Source organism: Novosphingobium sp. ST904 (assembly GCF_001298105.1).
Classification (GTDB): Bacteria; Pseudomonadota; Alphaproteobacteria; order Sphingomonadales; family Sphingomonadaceae; genus Novosphingobium.
This window is the reverse complement of sequence record NZ_LGJH01000166.1, coordinates 159,365-173,666: the sequence shown is the minus strand read 5'-3', so window position 1 is coordinate 173,666 and position 14,302 is coordinate 159,365. Positions and strand designations below refer to the sequence as shown.

14 protein-coding genes are annotated in these 14,302 nt (G+C 65.6%); 6 read left to right on the top strand and 8 right to left on the bottom strand.

The window, feature by feature from the left end; all coding sequences use genetic code 11:
- Window position 1: 1 nt before the first annotated feature.
- Window positions 2–1,075: a M23 family metallopeptidase gene (locus ADT71_RS28825; RefSeq protein ID WP_082370635.1), complete on the bottom strand. Its 1,074-nt coding sequence runs from the start codon at window positions 1,073–1,075 to the stop codon at window positions 2–4.
- A gap of 359 nt (window positions 1,076–1,434) precedes the next feature.
- On the opposite strand from ADT71_RS28825, the gene ADT71_RS28820 reads away from it, so the two are divergent.
- The 4 genes from ADT71_RS28820 (at window position 1,435) to ADT71_RS28805 (ending at window position 4,548) form a co-directional block, all read left to right on the top strand.
- Window positions 1,435–2,736 (top strand): glutamate-5-semialdehyde dehydrogenase, encoded by a 1,302-nt coding sequence (locus tag ADT71_RS28820; RefSeq protein ID WP_054442130.1) that lies wholly within the window; start codon window positions 1,435–1,437, stop codon window positions 2,734–2,736.
- Entirely contained in the window at window positions 2,700–3,449 is a 750-nt protein-coding gene (locus ADT71_RS28815) for a nicotinate-nucleotide adenylyltransferase (RefSeq protein WP_054442129.1), read from the top strand. Before ADT71_RS28820 ends, ADT71_RS28815 begins: the two co-directional genes overlap by 37 nt.
- Before the next feature lie 165 nt (window positions 3,450–3,614).
- Complete coding sequence (gene rsfS, locus ADT71_RS28810; RefSeq protein WP_054442128.1) at window positions 3,615–3,962, top strand: ribosome silencing factor; 348 nt, start codon at window positions 3,615–3,617, stop codon at window positions 3,960–3,962.
- Window positions 3,963–4,122: 160 nt separating this feature from the next.
- Window positions 4,123–4,548 carry a 23S rRNA (pseudouridine(1915)-N(3))-methyltransferase RlmH gene (locus tag ADT71_RS28805; RefSeq protein ID WP_054442127.1) on the top strand — a complete coding sequence of 142 codons (426 nt, stop codon included), beginning with the start codon at window positions 4,123–4,125 and terminating at the stop codon, window positions 4,546–4,548.
- A gap of 10 nt (window positions 4,549–4,558) precedes the next feature.
- Here the strand turns inward: ADT71_RS28805 and ADT71_RS34735 are convergent, their stop codons facing one another.
- From ADT71_RS34735 to ADT71_RS28775, 7 genes are all read right to left on the bottom strand, one after another.
- Window positions 4,559–5,344 carry an acetamidase/formamidase family protein gene (locus tag ADT71_RS34735; RefSeq protein WP_231636295.1) on the bottom strand — a complete coding sequence of 262 codons (786 nt, stop codon included), beginning with the start codon at window positions 5,342–5,344 and terminating at the stop codon, window positions 4,559–4,561.
- An 11-nt stretch (window positions 5,345–5,355) separates the two neighbouring features.
- Window positions 5,356–6,906, bottom strand: a complete 1,551-nt coding sequence (locus ADT71_RS28800; protein WP_231636294.1) for a helix-turn-helix domain-containing protein — start codon at window positions 6,904–6,906, stop codon at window positions 5,356–5,358.
- 123 nt (window positions 6,907–7,029) lie between these two features.
- On the bottom strand, window positions 7,030–8,415 hold the full coding sequence (locus ADT71_RS28795; RefSeq protein WP_054442273.1) for a peptidase M20: 1,386 nt from the start codon (window positions 8,413–8,415) through the stop codon (window positions 7,030–7,032).
- Window positions 8,416–8,444: 29 nt separating this feature from the next.
- Entirely contained in the window at window positions 8,445–9,686 is a 1,242-nt protein-coding gene (locus ADT71_RS28790; protein WP_082370623.1) for an MFS transporter, read from the bottom strand.
- 38 nt (window positions 9,687–9,724) lie between these two features.
- Window positions 9,725–10,393 carry a cysteine hydrolase family protein gene (locus ADT71_RS28785; protein WP_054442126.1) on the bottom strand — a complete coding sequence of 223 codons (669 nt, stop codon included), beginning with the start codon at window positions 10,391–10,393 and terminating at the stop codon, window positions 9,725–9,727.
- A 4-nt stretch (window positions 10,394–10,397) separates the two neighbouring features.
- The gene (locus ADT71_RS28780) at window positions 10,398–11,522 is read right to left on the bottom strand and encodes an LLM class flavin-dependent oxidoreductase (RefSeq protein WP_054442125.1); all 1,125 of its coding nucleotides are present in this window, start codon (window positions 11,520–11,522) and stop codon (window positions 10,398–10,400) included.
- A gap of 66 nt (window positions 11,523–11,588) precedes the next feature.
- Window positions 11,589–12,545 (bottom strand): ribokinase, encoded by a 957-nt coding sequence (locus tag ADT71_RS28775; protein ID WP_231636293.1) that lies wholly within the window; start codon window positions 12,543–12,545, stop codon window positions 11,589–11,591.
- 232 nt (window positions 12,546–12,777) lie between these two features.
- On the opposite strand from ADT71_RS28775, the gene ADT71_RS28770 reads away from it, so the two are divergent.
- The gene (locus tag ADT71_RS28770; protein WP_054442123.1) at window positions 12,778–13,608 is read left to right on the top strand and encodes an oxidoreductase; all 831 of its coding nucleotides are present in this window, start codon (window positions 12,778–12,780) and stop codon (window positions 13,606–13,608) included.
- Window positions 13,566–14,282 (top strand): cysteine hydrolase, encoded by a 717-nt coding sequence (locus ADT71_RS28765; RefSeq protein WP_231636292.1) that lies wholly within the window; start codon window positions 13,566–13,568, stop codon window positions 14,280–14,282. Before ADT71_RS28770 ends, ADT71_RS28765 begins: the two co-directional genes overlap by 43 nt.
- The last annotated feature ends 20 nt before the right edge of the window (window positions 14,283–14,302 follow it).

The window sequence follows — 14,302 nt, the reverse complement described above, 5'->3', positions numbered from 1 at the left end:
GTTATCGGGCTTCTTGCTGAACATTGCGGGCGGCCTCGAGGAAGGGGCGTGGATTGACCGGACGCTCGTTGACGCGCACTTCGAAGTGAAGATGCGGGCCGGTCGAACGGCCGGTGCTGCCCATTGCGGCGATACGTGCGCCGCCTTCCACTTCCTGCCCGGCGCGAACGCCGAAACCGGAAAGGTGGCCGTAGCGGGTCATCAGGCCATTCCCATGGCTGATTTCGATGCAGTTGCCGTAGCCCTGGCGCTGGCCCACGAAGGTGACCTTGCCCTTGGCGGCTGCATAAATCGGGGAGCCCATCGGGCCGGGGAAATCGAGCCCGGCATGGAATGCGGCGCCGCCGGTGAAGGGATCTGAACGGTAGCCATAGCTCGACGACACATAGGCGACGTGGGCCGGGCTGACCTGCGGGATCGAGGCGAGGCCGTTTTCCAGCGCATCCATGCGCGCAAGGCTGAGGCCGAGGCGCTGGAAGCGGGGATCGAGCGAGCCGTTCGCCGAAGTGGCGAGGCGTTCGAGCGGGCCGCCTTCGGCAACCTTGGAGCGGACGCCGGCAATCATCGTGCGGGGATTCAGGCCAAGCTTGCGGATGGCATCCGAAGCAGCGGTCGCGCGGCGGTCTGCGTAGCGGGTCAGGCGTTCGACGAAGGCGAGCTGTTCCGCCTCGATGCCGGCGAGCCTGCCTGCTTCGGGAAGCGCGGCGCTGACTTTACGCACCGTCTCGGCGGCCTCTGCCGAACTGTCGGTCACGGTTTCGCCGGCCTGCCGGTCTTCCGGCAGTTCGCCGATATGGGCATCGAACATCTTCTCGATGAACTGCTGGCGGCGTGCGAGATCGGCGACGGTGCCGTTCAGATCGTCACGATACTGCTGGACGCGGCTTTCGGCGGTGGCCACCTTGGCTTCGCGGTTTACCAGGGCTGCATGTTCGCTGGTCGCCGAAAACTGCGAGAAGGCGACCGCGCCCATCGAAACGCACCACGCACCGAGCAGCGAGACGGCAACGCCGACGGCGGCCTTCTGCATGCCGGAAGAGATGCGAATGAAGCGGACCTGCCCCTGCGATCGCATGATGAGTTCGCGATCCGGGAATGCCGCCCTGAAGCGCGTGCGAAGCGCCCCGGCAGATGTGAATTTCAAAACGACCCCGCTTAAATTCTGGCTTTTCGCCCCGGCGGCGGGCTAGCAGGAGCGGGGAACTAAGGCGAATCGACTGATCGTAATCCCTTGCGGAATCCGGCTGAAGCGGATTCTATGTGCGATGAATCGAGGGAACCGTTTCAGGAACAGGACGAGCGGTTCATCGCGATGAAAGGGTGATTCGCCGAAAAACGTCGGTTTGAAAAGCACTTGCGCCCGTTTTTGCCGCATTCTTTTTCAGCTTGCCCCGATCGGTGACTCGTCGACGCATCGTGCTAGTTCCCCTTGCCATGAACCTGCAGACGACCCTTGCCGACGACGTTCGGCCTGAGAACGGCGACGAAACGCCCGAGGCCCTCGTTGCCCGTATCGCCGCCGCCGGCCGCGCCGCACAGCGCGTTCTTGCACAGCTGTCGGATGCGCAGAAAGCCGGGGCGCTGCGCGCCGCCGCCAATGCCCTGCGGGCCGCCGAACCGGCAATCCTCGCCGCCAATGCGCGGGATGTCGCAGCCGGTGAGGCGAAGGGCCTGACAGGCGCCATGCTCGACCGGCTGAAACTGGATCCAGCACGCCTCGCCGGGATTGCCGATGCCGTGGAACAAGTGGCGAGCCTGCCCGATCCCGTGGGCGAAGTGATTTCCGAAAGCGAGCGGCCCAACGGCCTCAAGCTCTCGCGCGTGCGCATCCCCATCGGTCTGATCGGCATCATCTACGAAAGCCGTCCCAACGTCACCGCGGATGCCGCCGCGCTCTGCCTGCGTTCCGGCAATGCGGTACTGCTTCGCGGCGGCAGCGAGGCGCTCCATTCCAACCGTGCGATCCTTGCGGCAATGACTTCGGGGCTGGAAGACGCGGGCGTTCCCGCCGCTGCCGTCCAGCTCGTGCCGTCGCAGGATCGCGCCGTGGTCGGCGCCATGCTGACGGCTGCCGGGCTGATCGACATGATCGTGCCGCGCGGCGGCAAGAGCCTCGTGGCGCGCGTCCAGGCCGATGCGCGCGTTCCTGTGCTCGCGCACCTCGATGGCATCTGCCACACTTATGTCCATGCTTCCGCCGATCCCGAAATGGCGCGTGGAATCGCGGTCAACGCGAAGCTGCGCCGCACCGGCATCTGCGGTTCGATGGAGACTCTCCTGCTCGACACCCAGTTCCCGGCCTCCGCCGAGGTGGTCAAGGCACTGGCCGATGCCGGTTGCGAACTGCGCGGAGATGCACGGGCGCAGGCTCTGGACTCTCGCGTTCTGCCCGCCAGCGACGAGGATTGGGACACCGAATATCTCGACGCCGTGCTCTCGGTTGCGGTGGTCGACGGACTCGATGCCGCGATGGAGCATATCGCCATCCATTCATCGCACCACACCGATGCGATCGTCGCTGCCGACCCCGCCGCCGCCGAGCGCTTCCTTGCCGAAGTCGACAGCGCCATCGTCATGGTCAACGCCTCCAGCCAGTTCGCCGATGGCGGCGAATTCGGCCTTGGCGCGGAAATCGGGATCGCCACCGGCCGCCTGCACGCTCGCGGCCCTGTCGCGCTGGAAGGGTTGACCACCTACAAATGGCTGGTGCGCGGCACCGGGCAGGAACGACCCTGACAGCGAGAACCACGATCCGTAGCGGTCCTGTTACCGGGCTGCTCGGCGGCAGCTTCAACCCGGCTCACGGCGGGCACCGGCGCATCAGTCTCTTCGCGGCAGAGGCGCTGGGACTCGACGAGGTGTGGTGGATGGTCTCGCCCGGCAATCCGCTCAAGCCCCGGGCGGGGATGGCGCCGCTTGCCGCCAGGGTCGAATCGGCCCGGCGGCAGGCCCGCCGCTCACGCATCCGCGTGACCGCGATCGAGCGGGAACTCGGCACGCGCTACACCGTGGATACGCTTAGAAAGCTGGTCCGCCGCTACCCGAAACGGCGGTTCGTGTGGCTGATGGGGGCCGACAATCTGGCCCAGTTCCACCAGTGGAAGGACTGGCGCGGCATCGCCAGACTCATGCCGATTGCGGTTATCGCCCGTCCGGGGTATGATGCCGACGCTTTCGCGAGCCCCGCGATGGCCTGGTTGGGAAGATTCCGGAGGTCCCAGTCCAGTCTTCGTGGTCCGGAAAGGTGGAGCGCCCCCGCGCTGGTGACATTGCGATTCGACCCTGATACGCGGTCGGCCACGGCTATTCGCCAGGCTGATCCGGACTGGGCCCGCAAGCTTTCAAGGGAGCTTTCGCAGGCCGGTGCCAGTCGAGCCGGATCGTGCAGAGAAACCCTATCGCGCAGGGACAACGTAACGCACCGCCCGATACCCGGAGATGCAGCGTGAGCAGGCGTCAGGCCTCTCCTACGCATGCCCGGAATTCCAAAGATCAGATCGAACGTGGCAGGACGACATTCGCCCTGCCCGGTCGGTCGCTGAAAGGAGCAGACCCTACTTAAGATGCCACAGGCACAGATACAGCCGGCTTCAACCGGCGCAACGCCCCCGGCCATGGTCGAATCAGACGATCCGCAATTGGCCCTCGTCCTGCAGTCCCTGGATGACGACCAGGCGCAGGACATCGTGACCATCGACCTTGCCGGCAAGTCGACGATCGCCGAATTCATGGTGATCGCGTCCGGCCGTTCGACCCGCCAGGTCGCAGCCATGGCGCAGAAGCTTGCCGAGCGCCTCAAACATGGCGGCTTCGGTCTTTCCCGTATCGAAGGCCTGCCGGCGGCAGACTGGGTACTGGTCGATGCAGGCGGCGTGATCGTCCACCTCTTCCGTCCGGAAGTGCGCAGCTTCTACAACCTGGAACGGATGTGGGGCTTCGACGGGCCGTCCGGCGCGGCCTGATACCGCGACCGGCACACGGTTGAGAGGATGACCCGGCCGCGGACGTGGCCGGGCCCTGACAGGAACCGGGATGCGCTGGACGCATCGCCGGCTTCCCTGTGCCGGCTCTTCGGTCCCAAGAACCTGGCCATCCCTGACAGGGCGGCTGCAGAGGGCGTCCATGCTTCTCCACATCATCGCCCGCGGCAAGATCGCCCGCTCGCCCGAGGCAGAGCTGCTCGATCGCTATGCCAAGCGCCTCACCTGGCCCTTCAAGCATAGCGAACTGCCGGACACGGGCGGAAAAGTGCCGCCTCCGGTCCACACCCCATTTCGGGAAGTGCTGCTCGACGAACGCGGCAAGGCCATGAGTTCCGAGGAATTCGCAGCCCTGCTCGGCCGCTGGCGCGACGAGGGCGTGCGGGAATGCCGTTTTCTCATCGGCGCCGCTGACGGCCATGGCGACGCGGCACGCGCCCAGGCCGACCATCTTCTCTGCTTCGGCAAGATGACCTGGCCGCATATGCTGGCCCGTGCCATGCTGGCCGAACAGCTCTGGCGCGCTACCGCGATCCTTTCAGGCCACCCCTACCACCGCTCGGGCTGAGCCGCTTTCGTCAGCTGGTGAACAGCGCCTTGCGGATCACCGCATGGACGCCGTAATTGCCGTTCACGATCTGCGAAACGCCGAAATCCACGCCCACCGAAAGCAGCGAGATCGCCTCGTCTTCGGTCAACTGCTTGGCCGTCATCAGGAAGCGGCGCGCCTTGCGGAATGCATCGCGCATGGCGGCATCGATCGATGACTGCTTGTAGACCTCGCTCTGCGCGTCCTCGCCCAGCTCCTTCAGGTAGTTGGGATGACTGAAGCCCATGATGACCCATTCGGTCTCGGTCTCGATCAGCGGATAATCGACATCCTTGAGCTGCTCCATCAGCCCGGCCGCCTTGTGGTGGACGATCTGGACAAGGCCGGTCATCGAGCATTCGATGGCCGTGCCGCATAGCTCGCTGTCCCCCTGCGAGGCATGGGGATCGCCGAGCGAGAGCAAAGCACCGGGCACCTGCACCGGCAGGAATACGCGCGCGCCAGGCCCAGTGCGCCAATTGTCCAGATTGCCGCCGAAACTGGCAGGCGGAACCGAATCGACGAGGCCATTGTAGGCCGGTGCCACCGCGATCACGCCGAAATGCGGACGGATCGGAATCTCCACGTTGCGCAGGATGTCGTAATTGCGCTCGATGGTGTCGGGGTCGACCGGCACGCCCGGATAGTCGTAGCGTGCATGAGTGACGCCCGAGGGATCGACCTGCGGTGTCCAGCGATAGGAATAGACCGCGTGCGCCGTGGGCAGGCGCCCGCCTGCTGCTTCGACCTCGTAGATCGTCACGACCTCGCGCATCTTGGGCTCTGTCAGCAGGTCATTATAGTGGAAGCCCCAGTAAGTAGCCGCATTGGAGCCGAAGCATTTGCCGGCAAACGCGGATTGCCGCTGGGCCTGGGCTTGAGATCGAGGATCCGCACTTCGACGAGATCGCCCGGCATCGCGCCTTCGATGTGGATCGGGCCTGTGCAGATATGCACGCCGAAGCCTTCGCCCGGCCCCCGGCCGAAGGCGCTGGCATCCATCGGCCCCGCTCCGCGCCGCTCCACGGCCTTGCCCGTCTCATCCCAGCGGTAGACACTTTCCACGCCCGTATCGCCTTCGACCATGCGTTCGTGATCGTCGTTGGCGTGATGAGTCAGGGCCTCGATCGTCACGAAATCCCCCGAACGGACGTGAAGCGCGGGCTTCAGGTCCTTGCTGAGGTAGCCCCAGTGGATCGTTTCGGGCGTGGCAGGCAGGTGGTGGTGGCGCGAGATGCCGGTATCGCCCAGCAACGCCGGGCCCATCGGCGCTTCCAGCCGGTCGGCCTGCTCCTCTCCTTCAGGCGATAGCTCAGATTCGGCCTCTGCCTCTACCGCTTCGGGCTTGGCGCGCTCCTTGCGCCCCGGACGGCCGCGGCGCAGCAGCTCGACCGCCTCCTGTTCCTGCGGCGGCGCCTTGCGATATTCGCGCGGGGATATGCCGTACTGCTCGCGAAAAGCGCGGCTGAACGAGGCGCTGTCGTTGAAGCCCCATTCGAACAGGATGTCGGAGATTGACTTCTGGACATGCAGCGGGCTGCGCAAGTCGAGACGGCAGCGTTCGAGCCGGCGCACTTTCACGTAATGGCCGAAACTGTCGTTGATCGATTCGAACAGCTTCTGAAGGTAGCGCGGCGATATGCCATGCTCGGCGGCGACCTGCTGATAGCTGAGATCGGGATCGGACAGGCGAATCTCGATGGTCTGGAAGATGCGTTCCAGCAAGGCGGCGCGCATGCCCGCCGCGCCGCCCATCGCCTTGGCCGGCGCGTTGTCCAGCAGGCTGGTGACGAGGAATTCGGGAAAGGCCAGTTCGACCGGGCGGGCCTGATCGGTGGTGATGTCCGAGATCGTATCCGCCAGCGAGCGCAACATGCCGGAGAACACGCGCGCGGTTCCGCTTTCCGTGGCGATCTTGCGGGGCGGGCCGCTGATCGGGGTCTTGAGGCGAGCGCTGAGTTCGCTGTGGGGAACCTGCACGATCAGGCTGCGGTTATCGCCCGAGAACGTCAGGTTGACCGGGCTGTCACCGCGTCCGCAGATCATCTCCCCATCGGAAAGCCGCAGTTCCTGGCTGGAATCGCGCACGATCGCGCTGCCATCCAGCACCATCGCCAGCCAGTACGTGGCGGGCTGGTCGCGGAAGTCGATGGTCCAGGACTGGGGCGTGCCGGTAACGCGGATGAAGTCGATACCGGTGCTGGCGCGAAACTGGATAAGCTCGCCGTAAAGCGTGGCGTCATCCGCATCGTCGAGCGTGATCGACAGCCGCTTGAGCGCAAAACGCCAGGCGTCGCGCCGCTGCTCCTTGGGGTAGACATTCGTCGTAATGCGCAAGCGGAAACCACCTTGAAGCGGGTGGCACCCTTCCCGGATCGGGCGACCAGTTTAACTAACTTTGGCGACCTTTATGACGAAGGTCTATCGGCCCGATTGACTGTCGGCAAGGGTGCGAACGACCTATTCGAAAGGCGTCTCATTGCCGTACACGCTGGTCCCCGCGCATGTCTGCGGCGCCTCGCCCCGGCCGCAGACGGCAAGCATCGTCAATGCGTAGACAAGCGCGCTCGAAGCCATGTCTTCCGGCGTCGGGCGCCAACGCGGCATGCCGGTGGTAACGGCCGGAACGCGGTGCATGTTGAAGACATTGTGATCGCGCCACATGCTGGAGAACACCGGATGGGCAGGCTCCACCGCCGTCCCCCGCGCCAGCCGCGTGGCCGCATCGACAGCGCCCGCCAACGGGGCGACTTCTGAAGGACGCGCCTCGAAACCATGGCGAACCACCATCGGCTTCACATCGAAGCCTTCCACGTCCACGCCGCGCATGGCCTCCATGATGCCGTGGTAGGCATCGGCCGCCTTCTGGCGCGGGTTCAGCGAAACGTCGATGTAAAGCGCGCAGACTTCGGTTCCGGCGCCGAAGTCTATCGGCATGCCCCCGCGTACCGAGGCGATCTGCACCTTGGGATGGATCGCACCGCTGGCGGTTTCCATGACAGAATCGGCCTCGAATTTCAGGCCCCAGGCGTGCAGGGCCTCTATCACCGGGCCCAGCCGGTAGATCGGATTGGGATGGCGGCGCGGATCGGCGGGTGCATCCAGGATCGGCGAGAACACGCCCCGCCCGAAAATCCGCACCCGGTAGAGCGCATAGCCGCAGCCCTGCCAGGTCAGCCCGAAGTCGGTGCCCTCCGCCGCGATGGCATAGTCCGGCGCGACACCGCCGTGGTGGAACAGGTAATGCGCGCCGATGTCCTTGCCGTTCCAGCCGATGCCGGCGAATTCCTCGATCGGTTCGGGACCGATCTCTCCGGGACATGCGGTAAGCCAGGTCTTGCCTGACAGGCCTATGCCTGCCTTCTTCAGCGCCTTGGCGGCGATCAGGAAGCAGGACATCGGGCCGCGGTCGTTGCTGATCGGGTAGCCGCGCAGACGGCCTTCCTCGTCCAGCCAGCACTGGGTCCATTCGGGATCGGCCAATGTGGAATCGCGATAGCGGAACTTGTCGTGCTCGCTCATGCCGCTCGGGCTCTCGGTATCGAGATGTGCGGTGAACAGCAGGTTCGCCCCCCGACCCGTCCCGCCGTATTCGCCGATCACATTGGGCCGCTCCGGCGTTGCGCCGACCTTGCGGGGGTTGAAGCCCTCCTTCGCCATCCAGCCATGGACGAACTCGGCCGCCGCCAGTTCCTCGCGCGAGCGGCTGGGAATGTTACCCAGGGTCAGGGCGAGCTCCACCAGTTCGTCGGTGTCGATGGCTGCGGCGATGGCGGCGCGCTCTTCCTCCGATACGGCATAAGGCGCCTTGGCGGGGTCGGCGAAGGTGGAAACGGGATCGGGCATGTCGGCCAAGGGATGGGCTCCGTGAAAAATCAGTGACCGGCGGCGAAGAGGTTCTCCGCCACTTCAGCCTCTCGGCCGTAACGCGGCAGCAGCATAAGCAGCAGCGCGCCGGCCAGCAGTGCGCCGCCCACGCAGACCAGCGCAGGGCGATAGGAATGGCGCGCATCGAACACGAGGTCGAGCAGGATCGGTGTTGTCCCCTGCGCGGCGATCACCGCCGAATACATGGCGCCGATAACCGAGCCGAAGTGCCTGGTGCCGAAATAGCGGGCGATGAAATAGGGCAGGGCTCCGAACTGGCCGCCGAGCCCGATGCCGAGCAGCGCACCGCCGACCATCAGCAGCGGCATGCCCTGTGCGGTTTCGAGCAGGACGAGTCCGGCCACTGCCATGAGGTACATCGGCACGGCCACGCGCGGCGTCTGGATCTTGTCCATGATACGGCCCGTGGCGATCTGCCAGCCTGAGGTGACAAGTGCGAAGACGCTGACCACTGCCGTTCCGGTGGCCACCGAGAAGCCCCGGTCGGAAAGGATCGGAACCACATGGCTGAATACCGCCGTTGTGCCCCCGGCGCCCGCCGCCAGCGCGATGAGGACCAGCCAGAACATCGGGGTCTGCGCGGCCTCGCCAAGAGTCATGCCCTCTCGCGCGGATTCCGCTTCGGCGCCGCTTGCCGCAGCACGATCGCGCAGCAACAGGAACAGCAGCGGCAGCGCGATCACCAGCATGAAACCGCTGATACCGAGATAGCCCGCACGCCAGCCCCAGGTCTGCACCAGCACGGCCGCCATGACCGGCAGCACTACCGAGCCGATCCCACAGCCGCCGCCCGCGCTGATGCCCAGCGCGGTGCCGCGATTCTCGTTGAACCAGTCCGCGATGACTTTCTGGAAGATCGGCGTTCCAGCCATGGCCCCGAAGGCGGCCAGGACCGTGAACGTAGCGTAGAACTGCACGAGACTGCCGTTGTTGAGCGCCAGCGCCGTGATCGACAGCGCAAGGCCGAATATCCCCACCAGCAGGGTCTGGCGCGCACCGCCCTTGTCCACGTATCGGCCGATCAGTGGATAGGTCACCGCGCCGACCAGCGCGAGGATGCCGAGCACGCCGGAGATGCTCGCCCGGCTCCAGCCGAACGTGTCGGAAAGCGGCACGAGGAACAGCCCGAAGACGGCGTGGACCGCCGGCGTCACGCTCACCGAATTGCCCAGAGTGCAGGCGAACAGCACGCCGCCCTTCGATCCGCGTTGGGGAGTGGTCACGGTCATCGGCGGCAACTCCTGAAAGGGATGGTGAGCGCGAAGGCTCAGGCGTTATCGCCCTTTGGCCAGGCCTGCTCGACCGCCTCGGTGGTGGTCAGCAGGACGCAGTTCTTCTCCATCGCCGAAAGCGAGCTTTCATGGAGGCCCGGCTCGTAAGCGGCGCTGGCATCGGAAACGAGGAACACGTCGTAATCATGATGGAAGGCCGAGCGCGCGGTCTGATCCACGCAGCAATCGGTTGAAAGGCCGCAGATCACCAGCGTCTCGATGCCCCGTGCGCGAAGCCGGGCGTCGAAGTCGGTGCCGTGGAAACTGTCATAGAGCAGCTTGGCGATCTCGATGTCGCCCGGCTCCGGGAAGATGCGGTAATAGTCGGCACCGCCATCCTCGACGCGGCAGATCGCCTCGCCGCCCGGCTGGCCGCGCCGCGCCATCAGCGTCTTGAGCGCGCGCGAATCGGTCTCGGGGCTGGTGACGACGCGCATCAGCGCCACTGTGGCCCCGGACGCCCGCGCCGCCGCCACCAGCTTCTCGCAGTTGTCGATCGCCGCCTCGGCCGGCGAGAGATCGACGCCATATCGTCCGAGCAGGCCATGCGGCGCGGCGAAATCGACCTGGATGTCGACGACCACCAGCGCGGTCGTCTTCGGGTCGATCATCGCCGCCAGACCGGCGGGCTCGACATGGGGAAGGTCCTGGGTGCGCAGCGGCATCGGATCAGCACGCCACCGATGCGGCGACCTTGCCGGGGAAACGTTCGCGCAGGACCGGCAGGATCTCGGCACCGAACACCGGCAGGCCCTTCAGATAATCGTCGAAGATCAGCATCAGGCCGTCGGTGCCCGAAGTGTCCAGCAGCTCGCCGAGCTGCTCGGTCACGCTCGCGGCGCTGCCGACGATCTGGGCCGACATGAACGAACTGCGCGCCTTGCGGGTGAAGTCGTTCTCCTTGCCGATCTCGGCATCGAGGAAGCCGTAGGCCCGCATCATGCCGGCCAGTGCCCCTTCGTCGAGACCATCGGCATAGTGCTGTGCCCGCGCCTTGGCGGCTGCATCGCTCTCGTCAATCACCAGGGTCATCATCGAATAGGTGCGGATGTTGCGGCCATATTCAGCGGCGATGGTCTTGGCCCGGTCGCTGTTCCTGGCAAGTTCCGGCGCGGTGCCGCCGGAGAGGAAGATCGCATCCATCTCCTCCGACGTAAGCCGCATGCCGATCTCCGAGGAGCCGGCGCAAACAAGGAACGGCCGCTGTTCGGGCTTGGGCCAGGATTCGCAGTCCTCCAGCGTGAAATAGTCGCCCTTCATGGTGACCGAATCCTCGCTCCACAGGGCCTTGACCGCGCGGACCCATTCGTAGGCGAGATCGTAGCGCTGGTCGTGATTCACGTCCTCGGGCCAGGCGCCCATCTGCGCGAACTCACCCTTGTAGGAGCCGGTGACGACATTGAGACCGGCACGGCCCCCGCTCACCTGCTGGAGCGTCGCCATCATCTTGGCGGCAACCGCCGGGTTCTGGAGCAGGGTATGCAGCGTGGTGACGATGCGGGTCTTGCTCGTCACTTCGCTGAGCGCGGCCATGAGCACGATCGGATCGAGCGAGGAATCCCAGTGATGGGTTTCGCCGCCGTAGCCGCGGAACTTCGACATCGACATGATGAAGTCCATGCCCGCCGCCTCGGCCAGCACGGCGCACTGGCGGTTGTAGGCATAGGAGCCGTCAAGTTCGGGCTTGTTCTTCGACAGGATCCAGCCGCCATTGGCGACCGGCAGGAACAGGCCGAGGTCCTTGCCGCCGTTGTCCGAAGGAAGTCCGAAGGGCGTCATGGGAAACTGGTTCATCGTATCCTCTTGTTGGCCTGTGTCTCCGCCAGACGGGCATTGAAGCCTGCCTCGCTTGTGCGCCGATCAGCTTAGGGAAGCGGCCGACCGGTTCTTGATTGGCAGCGCATGTTCTGTTGCCGGCCTGCCGATGAGGTCCTCCACCGCCTCCCGCATCGGCATCGCCGGTGCGGCTCCCTGCCCCAGCGTGCAGAGTGCGGCAGCGACAGTGGCATAGGGCAGCGCCTCCTCAAGGGAGACGCCCTCGTCAAGCAGCGCTGCCAGCGCTCCGCAGAAACAGTCCCCTGCGCCGATCGTGTCCACCGGGATCACCGGCAGGGCGGGAACGTGAAGCTGCCAGCCGGTCCGCACCGCCAGCGCGCCCGCCGCCCCCAGAGTGACGATGACGGTCTGATCCTCCCGCCGCAGGAGCCCGCGCGCGGTTTCTGCGATCACGGCCATGTCGTCATTGTCAGGCGCACTTTCGAGGCCGAGGAAAGCGGCCATCTCGTGCTGGTTCACGATCAGGATATCGACATGTTCGAACAGCGCCCGTCCTTCCAGCACGGCGGGGGCGCCGTTGAGGATGCGGACCGCCTTCGACTTCGCGAAAACGGGCAGCAGGGCGGAAACCGGCACTTCGAGCTGGGCAAGCAACACGCCCTCGCTCACCGGCCTGGCGTCCCTCAGCCGCGCATTGGCGCCGGGCACGACGATGATCTGATTCTCGCCCACCGAATCCACGGCGATATAAGCTGTGCCGGTGTCCACGCCGGGCAACATGGCAACGCCGCCGACGTCGATGCCGTCCGCCTTGAGGCGCGAGAGCATCCAGCTTCCCGAATCGCCTTCGCCCACCGCACCCACCATGTAGGTTTCCGCCCCCATCCTTGCCGCCGCAACGGCCTGGTTTGCGCCTTTTCCGCCCGGTAGCCTGGCCGTGGCCGTGGCCATGACCGTCTCGCCGGGCCGGGGAAGATGCTCCAGCGAAGTGATGATATCGAGATTGATCGAACCGAAGATGTGAACTGCCAAAGCTGTCACCTAACTTGTCTGGCGCCCAACCTGTTTCGCGCCCCTGCTTTTGTCATGAGCTGCATGGCCCCCACAGGCAGGTCAAGCGCGAGGCGCCGCCGTGCGCGCTGCCGCAACAATTGCGGTCTCCAGCGCAAAGAGCGCGGCTCGGCCCTCCTCCTACTCTCTCCTTGACCGAGCCCGCACCGGCGCCGGTATTTCTGCTTCGATAGTTCTACGCCAATCCTGAAGGGAAACGAAGATGACGAAATGGCTCATCACGGGCATCGGCGGCGGCCTCGGCCGCGCGGTGGCGCGTGCCGCGCTCGCACGCGGGGACGTGGTCGTCGGCACGACCCGAAGTGCGGGAGACCCGGAATTCGAGGCGCTGGCACCGGGCCGCGCGCATGTCCTCACCGTAGACCTGACCGACGAGGCCTCGGTCCGGTCCGCCGTTGCCAGGGCCGAGGAACTGACCGGCGGAATCGACCGCCTGCTCAACAATGCCGGTTACGGTCTGGTCGGCGCGATCGAGGAAGTCTCCATCGAAGAAGCCAAGGCGCTGTTCGAGATCAACCTGTTCGGCGCGATCCGCATGATCCAGGCGGTGCTTCCCGCCATGCGGGCGAGACGCGCCGGTCACGTAGTCAACATCACTTCGGTTTCTGGACATGCCCCCTGGGCGGGCACGGCCATCTACGGCGCCAGCAAATATGCCCTCGAATGCGTGGGGCAAACCCTTGCGCAGGAAGTGGCACCGATGGGCATCCGGGTCACCAATGTCGCGCCGGGCGGCTTCCGTACCGGATTCGCCGCCTCGGGTCTCAAGGTCGCCGCGAAGGACATCGCGGACTATGAGGAAGGCGCGCACTTTGCCCGCCGCAGCCTGACGGAGGGTGCCGGCAGCGAAAAAGGCGATCCCACGCGCGGAGCCGAAGCGATTCTCGCGGCGCTCGATGCGCCGGAACCCCCGCTGCACCTGTTCCTTGGTGAAGACGCCCTGCACTACGCCCGCGACCAGATCGCCTTCGTGGGCGCGCAGATGGACGAATGGGAATCGCTTTCGCTTTCCACTGCGTTCGAACCCGCCTGATGCACCGGGCGCGGCTTCCCGAATGGGCCGTTGCGCGCGGGGCGGGATACAACAGCTTCGATACGATCCTCCCCGCCCGCAGTGCGCTGGTCGTGATCGACATGCAGGCTGCCTTCGTTGCCGAGGGCGAGGTCTTCGGCAACGCCTACGCCCGCGCGGCGATCGAGCCGATCAATCGGCTGGCAGCAGCCATGCGCCGGGCGGGAGGACAGGCCATCTGGACCCGCCAGACGGTCAGCGACGAACCGCACCTCGCGGTTCCCGCATGGCAGTACGACATGTCGGACCCCATGGTCGCCCGTGCGGTGGAAGCCTTGCGCGCAGGCACGCGGTCGCACGCCATCCATCAGGCCATGGAATGCCGAGAGGACGACCTCGTGCTCGACAAGTACCGCTACGGCGCCATGTCCTGCCCGGCGGGCGCGCTGGAGAAGGTGCTTCGGGTAAGCGACGTGGAACTCGTCGTGCTGGCAGGCACGCTCACTAACGTCTGCGTGGAATCGACGGCGCGGGAGGCCAACATGCGGGGCTGGAAAGTGATCGTCGTTGCGGACGCCTGCGCAGCCGTGAGCGACGAGGAACACAACGCCGCACTTCTCAATCTGCGGCTGAACTTCGCCGATGTGAAGACGACGGACGAAGTGCTGGAAATGCTGGCCCCCCGGCCCTCTTGAGCGGTGCAGGGGGGGAGCCT